Origin of the sequence: Sinomonas terricola, assembly GCF_034931225.1 — a bacterium.
GTDB classification, from domain to species: domain Bacteria; phylum Actinomycetota; class Actinomycetes; order Actinomycetales; family Micrococcaceae; genus Sinomonas; species Sinomonas terricola.
On record NZ_JAYGGQ010000005.1, the window covers coordinates 173,997 to 191,103 of the forward strand.

Annotated in this window: 17 protein-coding genes; 11 read left to right on the forward strand and 6 right to left on the reverse strand. The window is 69.1% G+C overall.

Annotation, left to right across the window (positions count from 1 at the left end):
• Positions 1 to 94: 94 nt before the first annotated feature.
• The 3 genes from SPF06_RS08955 to SPF06_RS08965 all read right to left on the reverse strand — a co-directional run bounded on the left by SPF06_RS08955 (position 95) and on the right by SPF06_RS08965 (position 4,222).
• Positions 95 to 2,116 carry a hypothetical protein gene (locus SPF06_RS08955; protein WP_323278690.1) on the reverse strand — a complete coding sequence of 674 codons (2,022 nt, stop codon included), beginning with the start codon at positions 2,114 to 2,116 and terminating at the stop codon, positions 95 to 97.
• A 143-nt stretch (positions 2,117 to 2,259) separates the two neighbouring features.
• Complete coding sequence (locus tag SPF06_RS08960) at positions 2,260 to 3,570, reverse strand: DUF445 domain-containing protein (protein ID WP_323278692.1); 1,311 nt, start codon at positions 3,568 to 3,570, stop codon at positions 2,260 to 2,262.
• A gap of 10 nt (positions 3,571 to 3,580) precedes the next feature.
• Positions 3,581 to 4,222 (reverse strand): helix-turn-helix domain-containing protein, encoded by a 642-nt coding sequence (locus SPF06_RS08965; RefSeq protein ID WP_323278693.1) that lies wholly within the window; start codon positions 4,220 to 4,222, stop codon positions 3,581 to 3,583.
• A gap of 180 nt (positions 4,223 to 4,402) precedes the next feature.
• On the opposite strand from SPF06_RS08965, the gene SPF06_RS08970 reads away from it, so the two are divergent.
• From SPF06_RS08970 to SPF06_RS08985, 4 genes are all read left to right on the forward strand, one after another.
• Complete coding sequence (locus SPF06_RS08970) at positions 4,403 to 5,899, forward strand: NCS1 family nucleobase:cation symporter-1 (RefSeq protein ID WP_323278694.1); 1,497 nt, start codon at positions 4,403 to 4,405, stop codon at positions 5,897 to 5,899.
• A gap of 46 nt (positions 5,900 to 5,945) precedes the next feature.
• Positions 5,946 to 6,821, forward strand: a complete 876-nt coding sequence (locus SPF06_RS08975) for a glycerophosphodiester phosphodiesterase (RefSeq protein WP_323278695.1) — start codon at positions 5,946 to 5,948, stop codon at positions 6,819 to 6,821.
• A 100-nt stretch (positions 6,822 to 6,921) separates the two neighbouring features.
• Entirely contained in the window at positions 6,922 to 7,686 is a 765-nt protein-coding gene (locus SPF06_RS08980) for an AzlC family ABC transporter permease (RefSeq protein ID WP_323278773.1), read from the forward strand.
• On the forward strand, positions 7,683 to 7,994 hold the full coding sequence (locus SPF06_RS08985; protein ID WP_323278696.1) for an AzlD domain-containing protein: 312 nt from the start codon (positions 7,683 to 7,685) through the stop codon (positions 7,992 to 7,994). The genes SPF06_RS08980 and SPF06_RS08985 overlap by 4 nt, the downstream gene beginning before the upstream one ends.
• A gap of 111 nt (positions 7,995 to 8,105) precedes the next feature.
• On the opposite strand, the gene SPF06_RS08990 is transcribed toward SPF06_RS08985, so the two are convergent.
• Both SPF06_RS08990 and SPF06_RS08995 read right to left on the reverse strand, forming a co-directional pair.
• Complete coding sequence (locus tag SPF06_RS08990) at positions 8,106 to 8,708, reverse strand: DUF5684 domain-containing protein (protein ID WP_323278697.1); 603 nt, start codon at positions 8,706 to 8,708, stop codon at positions 8,106 to 8,108.
• Positions 8,709 to 8,797: 89 nt separating this feature from the next.
• Positions 8,798 to 9,424, reverse strand: a complete 627-nt coding sequence (locus SPF06_RS08995) for a TetR/AcrR family transcriptional regulator (RefSeq protein ID WP_323278698.1) — start codon at positions 9,422 to 9,424, stop codon at positions 8,798 to 8,800.
• Positions 9,425 to 9,550: 126 nt separating this feature from the next.
• Here SPF06_RS08995 and SPF06_RS09000 point away from each other — a divergent pair, with 126 nt between their 5' ends.
• From SPF06_RS09000 to SPF06_RS09020, 5 genes are all read left to right on the forward strand, one after another.
• Positions 9,551 to 9,901, forward strand: a complete 351-nt coding sequence (locus tag SPF06_RS09000) for a thiamine-binding protein (RefSeq protein ID WP_323278699.1) — start codon at positions 9,551 to 9,553, stop codon at positions 9,899 to 9,901.
• Between the two features lie 40 nt (positions 9,902 to 9,941).
• Positions 9,942 to 10,604 (forward strand): O-methyltransferase, encoded by a 663-nt coding sequence (locus SPF06_RS09005; RefSeq protein WP_323278700.1) that lies wholly within the window; start codon positions 9,942 to 9,944, stop codon positions 10,602 to 10,604.
• Between the two features lie 26 nt (positions 10,605 to 10,630).
• Positions 10,631 to 11,125, forward strand: coding sequence for a GNAT family N-acetyltransferase (locus tag SPF06_RS09010; protein WP_323278702.1), 495 nt, complete (start codon positions 10,631 to 10,633; stop codon positions 11,123 to 11,125).
• Entirely contained in the window at positions 11,122 to 12,003 is an 882-nt protein-coding gene (locus tag SPF06_RS09015) for a spermidine synthase (RefSeq protein WP_323278703.1), read from the forward strand. The genes SPF06_RS09010 and SPF06_RS09015 overlap by 4 nt, the downstream gene beginning before the upstream one ends.
• 102 nt (positions 12,004 to 12,105) lie before the next feature.
• Positions 12,106 to 13,782: a purine-cytosine permease family protein gene (locus tag SPF06_RS09020; protein WP_323278704.1), complete on the forward strand. Its 1,677-nt coding sequence runs from the start codon at positions 12,106 to 12,108 to the stop codon at positions 13,780 to 13,782.
• A 77-nt stretch (positions 13,783 to 13,859) separates the two neighbouring features.
• Here the strand turns inward: SPF06_RS09020 and SPF06_RS09025 are convergent, their stop codons facing one another.
• Positions 13,860 to 14,777 (reverse strand): LysR family transcriptional regulator, encoded by a 918-nt coding sequence (locus tag SPF06_RS09025; RefSeq protein WP_323278705.1) that lies wholly within the window; start codon positions 14,775 to 14,777, stop codon positions 13,860 to 13,862.
• Positions 14,778 to 14,905: 128 nt separating this feature from the next.
• On the opposite strand from SPF06_RS09025, the gene SPF06_RS09030 reads away from it, so the two are divergent.
• Together SPF06_RS09030 and SPF06_RS09035 are read left to right on the forward strand one after the other, a co-directional pair.
• Positions 14,906 to 16,285, forward strand: a complete 1,380-nt coding sequence (locus SPF06_RS09030; RefSeq protein ID WP_323278706.1) for an MFS transporter — start codon at positions 14,906 to 14,908, stop codon at positions 16,283 to 16,285.
• Positions 16,282 to 17,046 (forward strand): 3-hydroxybutyrate dehydrogenase, encoded by a 765-nt coding sequence (locus tag SPF06_RS09035; RefSeq protein ID WP_428985739.1) that lies wholly within the window; start codon positions 16,282 to 16,284, stop codon positions 17,044 to 17,046. The genes SPF06_RS09030 and SPF06_RS09035 overlap by 4 nt, the downstream gene beginning before the upstream one ends.
• Positions 17,047 to 17,107: the final 61 nt, after the last annotated feature.

Here is a 17,107-nt window from a genome sequence, read left to right on the forward strand (position 1 = left end):
GATCGCAGTCCCCTGCTCGCTGTGAAGTTCTCTTCAAGCGGACTTGCGTGCGAGGAGGGAACTGCGATCGGCCTGCCGGTGAGGCTCGCTCCGGCTACTTCTTGCAGAACGCGATGTAGTCGGTGAGCGGCGGGTAGGGAACACTGTCGCCGGTGGTGAGCAGGACCTCGACGCTCAGGCTCAGCAGGTACGCACACGGGGCGAGCGACCCGAAGGACCACCCGCCCGCGGGCACCGCGTTGCCGTAGAGGTTCTGGCCAGCCGTCGATCCCGCGTCCGGCACGAGCGTGAACGCAAACGGGCCGCCCGGGCCCTGAAGCTCGGCGGACACGCTCCCGAGGTGCGAATGCGCGGCCGTGAACTTGACCGTGAGCGAATCCGAGAGCGTCGAGCACGGGTTGACCCGCAGCTCCTCGATGCCGATGTCCGAGACCGCGAGTTCGTTCGACGCCCCGAACAGCCCGCCGGGCCAGTACGGGTGGTGCGAGACGTTGTTGTACAACGTGTTGTTGATCGCGATGTGCGGGCACGTCCCGGCCTCGGCGCCCGAGCCGCTCGTTCCCTGATTGCGCAGCCGCATGCGGATCCCGTAGTGGACGTCCGTCATGAGCGGCGCGTTGGCCGAGGCGCCCGCGACGACGCCCGTCTCGTCGACCGACGCGGTGTAGGGCAGCGTCGTCGTCATGAAGTTGATAAGCGCGTCGCCCGGGTAGAAGCGCCAGTTCGGATCGGGGACAGGCACCATGGGCGGCACGGGGAACATCGGCGGGACCTTGATCCAGCCGTCGGGGCTCGGCGTGATGTTGTAGTCCGCGGGATTCGTGCCATTGACGACGACGCGGATCTCCTCGAAGAAGGGCGGGCCCGCAATGGGTCGCTCGAACACCCCGATCTCCGTCGCCGCGATCTGCGCCGGCACGACGGGCTGCCAGGAGGTCGGGAGGATCGGTGTGCCGTCCGCGAGCGTGCTGCCGTCCGAGTTGGTATTGACCGTCTCGAAGCGGTACTCGACGAGCGGCGCGCCGTCGACGAGAGAGAGCCCGCCGTTGAGCCGCAGCGTCGAGTAGAAGGCGCGTGCGTCGGCGACGGTCAGGCCCGTGTTCCCAGCGGCGCTGTGGACGTCGGTTGCGTAGTGCAGCGCGCCGATCTTCGTGAAGATGCCGAGGTTGCGCGGCGGGCACACGCAGAAGCAGAACCGCGTGCACCGCAGGAGGCACACCCAGTGGCAGAACTGGAGGCAGAAGCGCTCGTAGCCGAACTCCTTGGCCAATTCGCCAACCAGTTCGGCGTCCCCACGAAGGGCCGCCGCCGCGAGACGTTCGATGCCCGCCTGGGGGAGTGCCGCCGTCGCCCGTGCGAACTCGAGCATCTCCCCGATCGGCGATTCCGGTGCCGCGAGCGGGAACCGCCGGCACAGCTCGATGCACCGCAGGAAGCACCGCCAGCTGCAGAACCACTCGCACACGAGTCGACACCACGGGCCGAGGGCGGCCCGTTCGAGGACGTCCTGGAGCCCGAGGCACCGATCCGCGATGACGGCCTTCTCCGCCTCGGCGAAGAGCTCCCGGTCGGCCGCGAGGGCGCCGATGGCACGTCCCGCGGCGCCGAGCTCGGCGACGAGGCTCTGCCGTGCGACGACCGGCTTCGGGTTGCACACGACCTCGCACACGAGGCGGTAATGGACGGCCGAGGCCCAATGGCACAGCTCGTGGCTGAATCGTGCGGCGTCGGCCTGCTTGACGAGTTCGTCCCAGGATTCGCGGCTGCGTTCCGTTACGGCCCTCGCAAGAAGTTCGATCAATTCTTCGTCGGCTGCGATCTTTGCGACGACCTGTGCGAATCCGAACGCGTCGCCGGAGACTTCTTCGGTGGGCGGTCCCGCGAGTTCGAGGCAGAGCAGCACAGTTTCCTTGCTGCGCAGCCACCGGCAGATGATCTCGCATTGCTCCGCCAGCTGATGCCGGGCCAGAAGGCCGGCCATCGATTCGCCGTCTTCCGCGCGGAACGCGTCCACGGCGGCCCGGAATACCTCTTCGTTGCCTGCGAGGGCGCCGAGTGCGGCGGCGCCTGCTATGAGCTCGTCGAGCTCGTGACGGCCAGTCGGCTCTTCGGCCATGACCATCCCTGTCCCTTCATCGGAATGTTGAAAATGGGGATGCGCGCGCACGCAAAACCAGTTTCTAACTTCGACAGATAAAAGGTCAACGACTAGACGATACTGTCAAGATAATGAGATCCAGCCCTCGAGAGGGGGACGGCTCACCCGCCGAAGACCGCGTGGGCCACGGCGTAGATGAGGAGCCCAGCCAGGGCTCCGACGATGGTTCCGTTGAGTCGGATGTACTGGAGATCGCGCCCCACTTGGAGCTCGATCTTCTGCGAGGTCTCCTCGGCGTCCCACCGGGCGATGGTGTCCTCGATGACCCCCGCGATGTCAGAGCGGTACGTCGAGACGATGTAGCCCGCGGCGTCGCCGATCCACGCGTTGACCTTCCCCGCGAGCTCGTCCTCGGCGACGAGCCGCGCGCCGAAGTCGCGCACCGCCGTCGTGAAGCGCTGGTAGAGCTCGCTGTGCGGATCGTTGACGGCGTCGAGGAGCGCGTGCTTGATGGTCGTCCACGTGCGGCGCGCGAGGTCGCGGACTTCGGGGTCGCCGAGGATCTGGCCCTTGATGTTCTCGGCCCGCGCGATCATCGCCGGGTCGAATTGGAGATCCCGCGCGAGGTCAGTGAGGTACTTGTCGATCGACTTGCGCACCTGGTGGTTCTGGTCCGACTGCACCGCTGCGACGAACTTCGAGAGCTCGATGTAGACCTTGTCCCCCACGAGCTCATTCGCGAAGTTCGGCACCCAGGACGGGGAGCGATCGGTCACGAGCCGCGAGACGGTCGAGTAGTTCCCTGCCACCCACTCGGCAGCGCGGTCCACGAGGAGGTCCACGAGACGGTGGTGATGCCCTGCCTCGAACACGCGCTCGGCGAGCCGCCCGAGGGGCGGCCCCCACGGCGGGGTGAGCAGATGCTTGCGGACGAGCCCCTCGATGACCGCCTGGACGTCGTCGTCATTAAGGACGGTGAACGCTCCGCGGACGACGGCGGCGCCCTCCTTCGCGATCCGCTCGGCCCCCGCCGGGGTCGCGAGCCACGCGCCAGCCTTGCGCGCGATGTCCGCCGAGTCCAGCTTGGCGCGCACGACGTCGGCCGAGAGGAAGTTGTCCTCGACGAAATCGCTCAGGGCCGTGCCGATTTGGTCCTTGCGGCGCGGGATGATCGCGGTGTGCGGGATCTTGATCCCCATCGGATGCCGAAAGAGCGCGGTGACGGCGAACCAGTCCGCGAGGGCGCCGACCATGCCGCCTTCCGCGGCCGCCCGGATGTACTGGAGCCAGGGGTACTGCGCCTGCAGGGCAAACGCGACCGCGAACACGACGGCCATCGCGACGAGCAGGCTCAGCGCGATCGTCTTCATGCTCCGGAGGCCTGCGGCACGCTCCGCGTCGGCAGGGCTCAGCTCGGGCCGGGCGGGCTTCCGGCGCGGATTCGGTCTCTGCCGCCGATCGAGCGTCACCATACGCCTCACCCTACTCGTGGGGGCTGACAAGCGAAGGGTCGTCGTCGCCCTGGGGCGTCCGCGGAACTCCGCCCGGGGGATGCAGGATGATCCACGTCGCGACGGCGTTGACAGAGGAGCGGTTCGAGAGCAGGTGCGGCGTGGTGCTCGGGAAGGAGATCGAGTCCCCGGCGCACAGCGTCAGGGTCTCGGATCCGAGCTCCACGGTGAGCTCCCCGGAGGTCACGGTCCCGAGCTCGAGTCCCTCGTGCTGGACCGGGGCCCCGGCGTTGGACGCGGAGCCGGGAGGGTAGACGGACTCGAAGAATTCGACGCCGTCGACGGGGCGCGGCGTGAGACGCCGGATGGTCACTCCGCCGCGGACCGGGACGGCGCGATTGTCCCCCGAGCGGGCGACGACGACGCCCTCCGCACGCACGATCGCGCCAGGGGGGAGGCGGCCGGGGGCGAAGGCAGACGTCAGGGGGACCCCGAGGGCTTCGGTCATGGCGATGACGCGTCCGAGCGACGGCTGGAGGTGCCCTCGCTCGATCTGCGAGACGGCGCTCGGGCTGATGCCGAGGGCCTTCGCGAGGCCCCGCAAGCTCACGCCGGTGGATTCGCGGAGCGCGCGGAGCCGTGCGCCGACGCCCTGCGCCATGTCGTCCTGCATCCCCCGGCTCCCTTCTTCCCCCCAAGCGTCGCGGTCTCAGGCCCTCTGGCCGCGCGCCCTCCCACGGTTTCACACACTCGTTACACGAGTGAAACGGCATCGGCGATCCGCACTTCTAACTTTGAAGGGTGTTAAGCAGCCGCTTAACACCCCCTCCTCTTCCCGGAAGGCGGGACCGATATGTCCACCTCCACACCCCCTGTCGCGGCAGAGGCCGTCGCCGAGCGCGATCCGCGTCTTTCGAATAAGGACCTCGTGCCGTTGGAGGATCAGCATTGGGGTTCGTACAACATCTTCGCGTTCTGGATGTCCGATGTTCACAGCGTCGGCGGGTATCTGACGGCGGGCAGCCTTTTTGCCCTCGGGCTCGCCTCCTGGCAAGTGCTCGTCGCACTCGTCGTCGGGATCGTGATCGTGCAGCTCTTCTGCAACCTTGTGGCCAAGCCAAGCCAGGTCACCGGCGTGCCGTACCCGGTGATCAACCGGGCGATCTTCGGGGTCAAGGGTGCGAACATCCCGGCCATCATCCGCGGCTCCATTGCGATCGCCTGGTACGGGGTGCAGACCTACCTGGCCTCCCAGTCCCTGGTGATCGTGATGCTCAAGTTCTGGCCGTCGCTGGCCCCGCTCGCGGTCAATGAACACGGCTTCCTCGGGCTTTCCCCGCTCGGGTACATCGCGTACGCGATCCTGTGGGTCGCCCAGGGCTTCGTGTTCTGGCACGGCATGGAGGCGATCAAGCGCTTCGTCGATTGGGCCGGCCCGGCGGTCTACGTGGTCATGGTCCTCCTCGCGATCTATCTCGTATCCAAGGCCGGATGGGACCACATCTCCCTGAACCTCTCCACGGGCAAGCCACTGGACTTCGGGGCCTCGATCCCGGTCATGCTCTCCGCGATCGCCCTCGTGGTGTCCTACTTCTCCGGCCCGATGCTGAACTTCGGCGACTTCTCCCGCTATGCCAAGTCCTTCGACAAGGTCAAGAAGGGCAACTTCCTCGGCCTGCCCGTGAACTTCCTCTTCTTCTCGCTCCTGACCGTGATCACCGCCTCCGCCACGGTTCCGGTGTTCGGCGAGCTCATCACCGACCCGATCGAGACCGTCTCCCGGATTGACGCCCCGTTCGCGACCATCCTCGGCGGGCTGACCTTCGTGACCGCGACCGTCGGGATCAACATCGTGGCCAACTTCATCTCCCCCGCCTTCGACTTCTCCCACGTGAACCCGCAGAAGATCTCGTGGCGCGCCGGCGGCATGATCGCCGCGGTCGGCTCAGTCCTGCTGACCCCGTGGAACTGGTACTCGAACCCGACCGCGATCCAGTGGTCCTTGGGCATCCTCGGCGGTCTTATCGGGCCCCTGTTCGGGATCCTCATCGCCGGCTACTTCGTCATCTCCCGCCAGAAGGTCTGGGTCGACGAGATGTACACCATGAGCCCGACCGGCCGGTACTGGTTCGTCAACGGCTTCAATCCCAACGCCGTGTGGGCCACCGTCATCGCCGGCGTCCCCTCGATCGCGTCCGGCCTCGTCCCGAGCCTCATCGGCCAGGCCAAGTGGATCTCCGACTACTCCTGGTTCATCGGCTGCGGCCTCGGCTTCATCGCCTTCATCGCCCTCGAACGGACCCGCCCCCAGATCAAGACCACCGAAACCGAAACCCTCACCACCGCCTAACCCCACCCCCCACCGGGGGCGTTCGGAAGTCCGATAGCTTAGAGCCATGACCTCCGAGCGCCCCCTCGTGTATGCCCACCGCGGCGCGAGCGCCCAGTTCGCCGAACACACACGCGCCGCCTATCTCCAGGCCATCGCCGACGGAGCCGACGGCGTCGAATGCGACGTCCACCTCACCCGGGACCAGCACGTCGTCCTCCTGCACGACCCGAATCTCGACCGCACGTCGAACGGCACGGGACCCGTCGCGGATCGCTCCCTCGACGACCTGCGCGAACTCGACTTCTCGTCGTGGAAGGGGGCGCGCATCCCGGTCGAATACGGCGCCGTGAGCCAGCAGCTGCTCACCCTGTCCGAACTGCTCGACCTCCTCGCGGGCGCGGGCCGCGAGATCGGGCTGGCGATCGAGCTCAAGCATCCGAGCCCCTACCAGCTCCGGCTCGAGGACACCGTGCTCGGCCTCCTCACGGACCGCGGCTGGGACCCCCAGACCTCGCGGCTCGGGAACGTCCGGGTGAGCTTCATGAGCTTCGACGCGGACGCCGTGCGCTACCTCCTCGAGCGCGTTCCGCCCGAGCACGTGTGCATGCTCGTCGACGACGTGCAGGTCGAGGACGTCCGCGCGGACCTCGCGCTCGGCCGGCTCACGGGAGGCGCCGTCGCGAACATGCTCAAGGCGGCGCAGGCCGAGGCGGAGGCGATCCTCGACGCGGGCAACGCCGGCATCGCGGGGCCAGGCATCGGCTACGTGCGCAACCACCCGAACCGCGTGCGCGACTGGCTCGCCGACGGCCGCCGCTTCCGCGTATGGACCGTCGACGCGCCCGAGGACGTCGACCACTGCCTCGCCGTGGGAATCCAGGAGATCACAACCAACCGTCCGGCCGAGGTCCTCGACCGCGTGGGCGCGGCCATTGTCTGAGCGGAATTCTGGGCCTGACGGGCATCCCGGGGGCGGCGGCGGAGCGGACGACGGCGCCGCCGGCGTCCCGTTTCGCTCGTCGCCGGGGTTCCGGGTCGGGCTGTCCATCGCCGTCGCAACGGGCCTCTACGGGGTCTCCTTCGGCGCGCTCGGGGTCGCGTCCGGCCTGAGCGTCCTCCAGACGATCGCCCTGAGCCTGCTCATGTTCACGGGAGGCTCGCAGTTCGCGTTCATCGGCGTCGTCGGCGGGGGCGGCGCGGGGGCCGCGGCCGCCGCGGCAGCGGCGCTCCTCGGGATCCGCAACGCCGTGTACGGGATGCAGCTCAACGCGATGCTCGCGCCGCGGGGATGGCGGCGCTTCGCCGTGGCGCAGGTGACGATCGACGAGTCCACCGCCACGGCGTCCGGCCAGGCGGAGCGGCTCGAGCAGCGCCGCGGGTTCTGGACCGCGGGGCTCGGGATCTACGTCCTCTGGAACATCTTCACGGCCGTGGGCGCCTTCGCGGGCAATGCGCTCGGCGACCCCAAGCAGTGGGGGCTCGACGGCGCCGCCGTCGCCGCGTTCCTCGGCCTCCTGTGGCCCCGCCTGAGAGGGAGCGAACCCGCGGCGATCGCCGTCGTCTGCGCGCTCGCCACCGTGCTCGCTGTCCCCTTCGTACCGCCCGGCGTGCCGATTCTCGTCGCGGCGTTCGTCGCCGCCGTCCTCGGGTGGGTGAGCCACGCGCGGGCGACGGCGGGGCGTCCCCTCGAGGTCGAGGGTCTTGAGCCCGACGTGGATCCGTACGCCCATGGCGCGCCGCGTCAGCACGGGGCGGGGCGCCAGCGCGGGGCGGAGCGCCCGCGCGAGGAGGACGACGCCGAATGAGCCTGTGGGCGTGGATCATCCTGGCGAGCGTCGCGGCCTACGCGATCAAGCTCCTGGGCTACCTTCTGCCGAGACGCTGGATGGAGAACGAGCGCATGACCCGCATCGCTGGGACCATGACGATCGGGTTGCTCGCGTCCCTCACGGCGGTCAACGCCGTCGCACATGGGCAGGCGATCGCCGTCGACGCTCGCCTCGGCGCTCTAGCGGCCGCCGCCGTCGCCCTCGTGTTCCGGGCGCCGTTCCTCGTCGTCGTCCTCGCCGGCGCCGCGGCGGCGGCCAGCCTGCGGATGCTCGGCTGGGGCTGACCGCGCCCTACCATCACCTCGTGCGGAAGCCGGCCCACACGACGACGGCCCCTGCCGGGTTGGCAGTGGGAACCGCCAACGCCTGCGGGGGCCGTCGGACTGCTGAAGGTGTTACTGCTGCGGACCGCCGGGCTCGCCAGGCTGCTGCTGCGGGGGCTGCTGGCCGTACTGCGGGGGCTGGTAGCCCTGCGGGGGCTGCTGCCCGTACTGCTGCGGCGGCTGGCCGTACTGCTGCGGCTGCTGGTAGCCCTGCTGGCCGTAGAAGCCTGCCGCCTGCGGGCCCATGAGGGCGCCCTGGCCGAGGTAAGGCGACTGGCCGTAGCCGAGGATCGAGACGAAGACCACCGGCAGGAGGACGAGGCCGACCGTCCACGCGGTGTCCTTGCCGAAGGACTTTGCGAGGTCGTTCATGACGAAGATCTGGAGGACGAGGATTCCGACCCACGCGAGGAAGCCGATGAACGGGATGAAGCCCACGACCGTGGCTCCGACGTAGAGCCAGATCCACCACGACGGGCGGCCCACGATGTCGAGGAGGACGTAGATGTTGTAGTAGGGGACGAACGCGGCCCACACGGGCTTGCCGGCCTTGCGGAAGACCCCCATGAAGACGAGGCCGGCCACCGCAACGCCGATGATCAGGGTGAAGATCAGGGAGACGAAGAAGATCCCCATGGCCGCCGCACTCGTGGCGCTGTCGTTATAGGTGCTCATGATGTGCATGTGCGAGACATTAGTCGGAGGAATGGACTTTTGGCGACAGGTTGAGGTGAACATTGCCCCTGTCGCGGGTAAAAATCGCGTCAGAGCGGCAGATCGACCTCGGGAATCGCCTCAAGAGGCGGCAGCGGCCGCGGCTCGCGGTGTGTGCGGATCGCATCCTCGACAAGAGCGACGTAGCGAGTCCACGCCATCGACCCCGGCGCCACCGTGTCCCCCACACCGATGAGCATGGCCACAAGTCGGACCATGTCGAGCAGCCGCAGCTCCTCCCGGAGCGTCCCCTGATCCTGGCCGCGGTTGAGGAGCACGCCGAGGGACTCGATGAGCTTGCTCGCGAGCCCGACGAGGAGCTGCCGGCGGCCGGCGACGGCGGAGAGCAGGTGGTGCTCTTCGTTCGCGACCTGCATGACCGCGCCGAGGACCTCGACGAGTCCGGCCGCCGCGTCCGGGTTGTTGAGAGCTTGCTCGGCCACGGGTTCGACCTTGAGCTTGATCTGCCGCTCGATGGCCGCGAGGACGAGCTCGTCCTTGTCCGCGAAGTTGCGGAAGAGCGTCGCGGGGCCCACGCCCGCGCGGTCGGCAACGGCCTTGAGAGAGACGTGCGGGCCTTCCTCGCGGAAGCACTCGAGCGCCGCCGTGATGATCTTCTCGATGTTGCGGGCCGCGTCCGCGCGCATGGGCTTCCGCCACGCTCCTTCGTACTGCATGCCTACACCGTATCTACCGAGAGTGATGGTGTCGTTCATGTGAAGCGTTCCCATGGATATGCGGCCCATCCCGCGCGCCGATGACGCCCCCCCCGGCGCCTGCGCGGCGCGTGCAAGACTGGTCGCATGATCGTTGCCTTCTCCGTCGCCCCGTCCGGCGAGCGTCCTGCCGGAGGCGGGGACACGCCGTCGTCCTCTTCCTCGACGCCCGCGGATTCGGTGCATGACGCCGTGGCCGCCGCGGTGAAGATCGTGCGCGAATCCGGCCTACCGAACCGGACGAGCTCGATGTTCACCGAGATCGAGGGCGAATGGGACGAGGTCATGGACGTCGTCAAGCGGGCCACGGAGGCCGTCGGCCGCTACGGCACGCGGGTCTCCCTCGTGCTCAAGGCGGACGTCCGTCCCGGGCACACGGGCGAGCTCAACGGCAAGGTCGAACGCCTCGAACGGGCCATCGCCGAGCACCGGGACTGAGCCCTTCCCACGGCCAGCACCCACGGGCGAGACTGGCGGCATGATCGAGCATGTCGCGCAGCCCGAATGGATCGACGTCGAACGCTGGCTCACGCACACCGTTGTCAGGCCCGGGCCGGAGCACGAGCGGGCTCTGAGCACCGCCGTCGAACGCGGGATGCCGCCCATCGAAGTCCAGCCGACCTCGGGGAAGCTGCTCCAGCTCCTCGTGCGGATCAGCGGGGCCCGGCGCGTGCTCGAGATCGGCACGCTCGCGGGCTTCAGCACCGTGTGGATGGCGCAGGCCCTGCCCGAGGGCGGCCACCTCGACACGCTCGAGTACCTTCCCGAGCACGCCGAGGTCGCGCGGGAGAACCTCGCCGCGGCGGGGCTCGGGGACCGGGTCGACGTGCACGTGGGCCCGGCCCTCGCGACCCTCCCCACGCTTGAGGGGCCGTACGATTTCGTGTTCATCGACGCGGACAAGCAGAACAACTCGGCGTATCTCGAATGGGCCGTGCGCCTCGGGCGGCCCGGGACGGTCGTCGTCGTGGACAACGCGGTGTGGGAGGGCTCGCTCCTCGATCCCGCGCGCGACGAGACGAACGCGCCCAGCATCGTGGCAGCGCTCGAACTCCTCGGCGGGCCGACTTTCGACGCGACCGTCATCCAGACCGTCGGCTCGAAGGGCTGGGACGGCTTCGCGCTCGCCCTCGTCCGCTGACGCTGACTCCCCGGTAGCGTGGATCCATGGACTTCGAGATCCGCGACGCGGGCCCCGACGACGCCGAAGAGCTCCTCGCAGTCAAGGACCAGGGCTGGCGCGAGGCGTACGCGCATCTGCTCTCGCCCGAGTTCCTCGCCGCGCTCGGCGGCGACGAGGAACGCACGGAGCGCTGGCGCGGCATCTTGGCGAACGACGACGGCGGCTGGCACTTCGCGGTCGGCTGCTCGCGCGGGCGCATCGTCGGGATGGCGGGAGCCGGGCCGGCCCTCGACGGCGACGCCCCCCAAGCCGAGGAGGTCTACACCGTGTACGTCCTCGCGGAGGCCTACGGGACGGGGCTCGCCCACGCGCTCGTGGACCGGGTGATCGGGCGCCGTGCGGCCTTCCTATGGGTGTTCGAGGACAATCCCCGGGCGATCGCGTTCTACACGAAGCTCGGCTTCGCCCCCGACGGTGCCGGGCGCGTCGAAGAGTTCGACGGCCGCCGGCTCCCCGAGATCCGCATGGTGCGGCGATGAGCGCCGGTCGCACGGGCGGCGCCAACCGGGCAGCGGGCCCGACCCGGCGCGGGCGCTCCGGCTCGCCTGGGGGAGGCCCGGCTGAGGGGCTCTATCCGATCGACACCGGTACCGCGGAGCTCGTCCTCGACGGCGACTCGCCCGACGGCTGGCTTCTCAAGATCAACGGGGTGCAGAGCTCGCACATCGTGCTGAGCGACCCCCTTCGGCTCGACTTCGAGTACATGCGCTGGATCGTCGCCCTCGTCGAGGAGCACCTTCCCCCCGAGACGACGCAGCTCCTCCGTGCCCTCCACCAGGGCGGCGGCGGGTGCTCGATCCCGCGCTATCTCACGGCGAGGTACCCGGATTCGCGGCAGGTCGTCGTCGAGCTCGACGGGCAGCTCGCCGAGTACGTGCGCGAGTGGTTCGATCTGCCGAAAGCCCCGCTCCTCCGGATTCGCGTCGGGGAGGCCCGCGCGGTGACCGAGTCGCTCACCCCCGGCACGCGGGATCTGGTGGTGCGGGACGTCTTCGCGGGCTCGCGCACGCCGTTCAGCCTCACGACGGTCGAGTTCCTCCGCGCCTCCGAGAGGCTCCTCGCGCCGGACGGGCTCTTCGTGGCCAACATCGGCAGCGCCCCCGATCTCGTGACGGCGCGCGAGGAGGCGGCGTCGATCGCTGCCGTGTTCCCGCACGTCGCGCTCGTCGCGGACCCGGCGATGCTCAAGGGGCGCCGTTTCGGGAACATCGTCATGGCCGGCAGCGGCGTCCCGATCGACGGGACGGCGGCGCTCACCCGCCGCCTGCTCGGCGGGGGAGTCCCGGCGCACTTCTGGGACGACGCGCGGGTCCGGGCATGGATCGGAGCGACGGCGCCGCGCCGCGATCCGAGCTAGCGCGGCCCCGCGACAATTTACATAGATGCAATAACGCTGTGACACGGCTTGTCACGACCCTCGATAGGTTCCTCGGAGACCCCAAACGCTCCGGAGGGACCTATGACCCAGACCGTTACCACGTCCACGCGCGCCCTGGAGAGCGAGGGCCGCAGTGCGGCCGCCGCGGCGGCGCATGAGAGCCTCGAGGACTACACGCTCCGCTTCGCGCCGCGCTCGTACCGCAAGTGGGGCGTCGGCGTCGTCGCGACGAGCGCGCTCGGCGGGATCGCCTACCTCGCCGACTTCGCGATCGGCGCGAACATTGGCATGTCCTACGGAACCGTGAACGCGCTCCTCGGGATCGCCGTCGCCGCCGTCGTGATCTTCGTGACCGGCTTCCCACTCGCGTACTACGCGGCGCGGTACAACATCGACCTCGACCTCATCACGCGCGGCTCGGGCTTCGGCTACTACGGCTCGATCCTCACGAACATCATCTTCGCCGTCTTCACGTTCATCTTCTTCGCTCTCGAGGGCTCGATCATGGCGCAGGGCCTCGAGCTTGGGCTCGGGATTCCCCGATGGATCGGCTATGCGATCTCGTCGCTGCTCATCATCCCGCTCGTCGTGTTCGGCATGAACGCCCTAGCGAAGCTCCAAGTCTGGACCACCCCGCTCTGGCTCCTGCTCATGGTCGTGCCGCTCGTCTACCTCATCGCGGCCCACCCGGATTCGCTCGGCGAGTTCTTCGCGTACCGCGGCGCGGGTCCCGGCGGCATGGACTTCGCGTCGGTCATGCTCGCGGCCGGCGTGTGCCTCTCGCTCATGGCGCAGATCGCGGAGCAGATCGACTACCTGCGCTTCATGCCGCCCAAGACCGCGGAGAACAGCCGTGCGTGGTGGCGCGCCGTGATCCTTGCTGGACCCGGCTGGGTCATGTTCGGCGCCCTCAAGCAGGCCATCGGGCTGTTCATCGCGGTGTACCTCGTCGCCCGCCTCGACCCCGGCGCGGCGGCGACGGCGAACGAGCCCGTCCACCAGTTCCTGGGCGTCTACCGCGACATGATGCCGCCCTGGCTCGCGATGACGCTCGCCGTCGTCCTCGTCGTGATCTCGCAGATCAAGATCAACGTCACCAACGCCTACTCGGGCTCGCTCGCGTGGACCAACTCGTTCACGCGGCTCACGCGCCGCTACCCCGGAAGGCTCGTGTTCGTCGTCGTCAATGTGGGCATCGCGCTCGCGCTCATGGAGGCGGACATGTTCTCGGTGCTCAACACGATTCTGGGGTTCTACGCGAACTGCGCGATGTCGTGGGTCGTCACGGTCGCGACGGACATTGGGATCAACAAGTATCTGCTCAAGATCTCGCCCAAGGTGCCCGAGTTCCGGCGGGGCATGCTGTATGCGGTCAACCCGGTCGGCTTCGTGTCGATGATCCTCTCGGCGGGGCTCTCGATCGCGGTGTTCTTCGGGGCCTTTGGGCCCGGTGTGCAGCCATACTCGCCCGTGGTTGCGGTGCTTGTCGCGTTCGTCGCGACGCCACTCCTCGCGATCGCGACGAAGGGCCGCTATTACCTCCGGCGTCGCGACGACGGCGTGGGCCTCGCGATGTTCGACGCCGACGGCAACCCGTCCGCCGAGACCCTCCGGTGCCACGTCACGGGCTTGGACTTCGAGCGCCCCGACATGATCCTGTCGGCGGTGGCGGGTCCCGACGGCGAGCCGCAGTACATCTCCTCTCTCGCCCTCGCGACGGATCGCTCCGGCGTCCACGTCCTCCCGGCCCAGCGCTGAGACGTGGCCACGCGTTAGGCGAGATCTGGCCACGCATTGGGGAACGCGTGGCCACCTCTCGCTCGACGCGTGGCCACTCACCCGCCGTCGTCGGCTGTCCCCTCGGGGTTTCCCATGAGCACTGGCCGCAGCTCCGCGACCTTCCGCCGGAGCGCGCCGACGACGGCGGCGACGGCCGGCTGCCGCATCGCGTCAGGCCGCACGACCATCCAGTACGGAAGCTGCTCGCGGAAATAGTCGGGCAGTAGCCGCACGAGGTCGCCGTGGCGGTCCGCCATGAAGCACGGCAGGAAGCCGATCCCGGCGCCGGCGCGCGTCGCCTCGACGTGCACGAACACATTCGTGGACGTGAGCCCGTCCTGCATGTCCGGGGCGAGGCGGCGGGGCGCGTCGAGGTCGTCGACTTGGAGCATCGAGTCCACGAAGTAGACGAGCCCATGGCGGGCAAGCTCCTCGGGAGTCCGCGGCGTGCCGTGCTGCGCGAGATAATCGCGCGACGCATACATGCCGAGCGTGTACTCGCCGAGCCGGATCGCCTCGGCCCGGTGCACCTGCGGCTCGCCCACGACCACCTCGATGTCCACGCCCGAGCGCTGCTGGAGCGCGCGCCGCGTCACGGTGACGAGCTCGACGGCGAGGCCCGGGTGCTCGCGGCGCAGCTCAGCGACGGCGGGGGAGGCGATATACGCGCTGAACCCGTCTGTCGCCGTCATCCGCACGACGCCAGTCACCGGATCGTCGGCGCCCGGTGCCAAACGGGCGACGGCGTCCGCGACCTGGGCGGCGACGCCCACCGCGCGCTCGCCGAGGGGTGTGAGTTCCCACCCGCCGGCCGCACGGGCGAGGACTCGACCGCCGAGGGCCTTCTCGAGGGCGGCGATCTTGCGCGCGATCGTGGTGTGGTTGAGCCCGAGCGTTTCGCCCGCCGTCGTGAACTTGCCGGCCCGTGAGACCTCGAGGAGCACGAGGAGCTGGTCCGGCGATGGAGCGGTCATGGGCCAACATTAGGGTCCAATCTGCAAAAATGCACGGTTACCTTGCGGTACTGGTCATTGATGCCGCAAATTCGCGCAGCAATACTGGCTGGGTCAAGCACGTGTCAGAGCAGACACCGGAGGGACCCATGAGCTCAACGCAGCGCTCGGGCGGCGCGACCGCCGACAGGCCGCTTCTCACCAAGATCGTCTCCGCGTCGATGGCCGGAACGGTCGTCGAGTGGTACGACTTCTTCCTGTACGCGACGGCGTCCACGATCGTCTTCAACAAGATTCTCCTGCCCAAGATGGGCAACGAGTACGACGCCATCATCGCCGCGTTCCTGACCTACGCCGTCGGCTTCGTGGCCCGCCCGCTCGGCGGCGTCGTGTTCGGGCAGATCGGCGACCGGCTCGGCCGCAAGCAGACGCTCCAGATCACGATCATGCTCATCGGCGTCGCGACCGTGCTCATGGGCTGCCTCCCGACGTACCAGCAGGCCGGCGTCTGGGCCCCGATCCTGCTGGTCACGCTCCGCTTCATCCAAGGCCTCGCGCTCGGCGGCGAGTGGGGCGGCGCCGTGCTGCTCGTCGCGGAGCACGCGCCCGATTCGCAGCGGGCGTTCTGGGCATCGTGGCCGCAGGCTGCGGTGCCCGTCGGCAACGTCCTCGCGACCTTCGTCCTGTGGATCATGACGACGGTGCTCCCCGCCGAGGGCTTCCTCGCCTGGGGCTGGCGGGTCGCGTTCTGGCTCTCCGCCGTCGTCGTCCTCGTCGGCTACTACATCCGCACCAAGATCGCCGACGCGCCGATCTTCCAGGCGGCGAAGGCCGAGCTCGACTCCGAGAAGGCCGCGGGCTACGGCGTCCTCGAGGTGCTCAAGCGCTATCCGCGCGGCGTGCTGACCGGCATGGGGCTGCGCTTCGCGGAGAACATCATGTACTACCTCGTGGTCACGTTCTCGATCGTGTACCTTGGCACGGGCCTCAAGATGAACACGGGCGCGATCCTCGGCGTCATCGCGATAGCACACCTGTGCCACTTCGCGGTGATCCCGCTGATCGGGCGACTCGCGGACCGCGTGGGCCGCAAGCCCATCTACCTTGTGGGGGCCATCCTCGGCGGAACGTGGGGGCTCTGGGCCTTCCCGGCGTTCGGCACGAAGAACACCTGGGTCATCCTCGTGACGATCATCGTGGGCCTCGTCTTCCACGCCCTCATGTACGCCGGCCAGCCCGCCATCATGGCCGAGATGTTCCCGACCCGCATGCGCTACTCGGGCGTCTCGATCAGCTATCAGGTCACCTCGATCGTCGCGGGCTCTCTTGCCCCCGTCTTCGCGACGGAGTGGCTCAAGGCGACTGGCTCGTGGTGGCCGACGGCGGTGTATCTCGCGATCGCGGGCGTCATCACGGCGGCCGCCGTCTTGGCCCTGCGCGAGACGCGCGGGGCGTCGCTCCACGCGCTCGACGCCGCGGACGCCGCCCGCACGGCGGCCGCCCCGAGCGATGCGGAGGCCCGCGCATGAGCGCGCCTCGCGTGGGCGGAGGATTGGCCGGGCGCAAGGCCCTCGTGACCGGGGGAGCCGCGGGGATCGGAGCCGCCGTGGCGAGGGGGCTCGCGGAGAGGGGCGCCGCCGTCGTCGTCGCGGACCTTGACGGCGACGCCGCGGAGAAGCTCGCCGCAGACCTCGGCGGCGAAGCGTGGACCGTGGACCTCCTCGACACCGCGCCGCTCGAGACGCTGCCCCTCGACTGCGACATCCTGGTCAACAACGCCGGGATCCAGAAGGTCGCGCCGATCCACGAGTTCGCGCCCGAGGACTTCCGGCAGATCCAGCGCCTCATGGTCGAGGTGCCGTTCCTTCTGACCCGGGCCGCGCTCCCGCACATGTACGAGCACGGCTGGGGCCGGGTGATCAACCTCAGCTCGGTGCACGGGATCCGGGCCTCGGCCTTCAAGAGCGCCTATGTGACGGCGAAGCATGCGCTCGAGGGGTTCTCGAAGGTCACCGCGCTCGAGGGCGCCCCGCACGGCGTGACCTCGAACTGCATCAATCCCGGATACGTGCGGACGGCCCTCGTGGAGCGGCAGATTGCGGACCAGGCGGCGATGCACGGCGTCTCCGAGGGCGAGGTCCTCGAGAAGGTCATGCTCACCGAGATGGCGATCAAGCGGCTCGTCGAGCCGGAGGAGGTCGCCTCCCTCGCGTGCTGGCTCGCCTCGGACGACGCCGGCATGGTCACCGGCGCGAGCTACACGATGGACGGTGGCTGGTCGGCGCGGTAGCGGGCCCGGCGAGCCGCCTCGGTGCTCGGGCGGTCCCCTCCCCGCGAACCGCAGTCCCCTC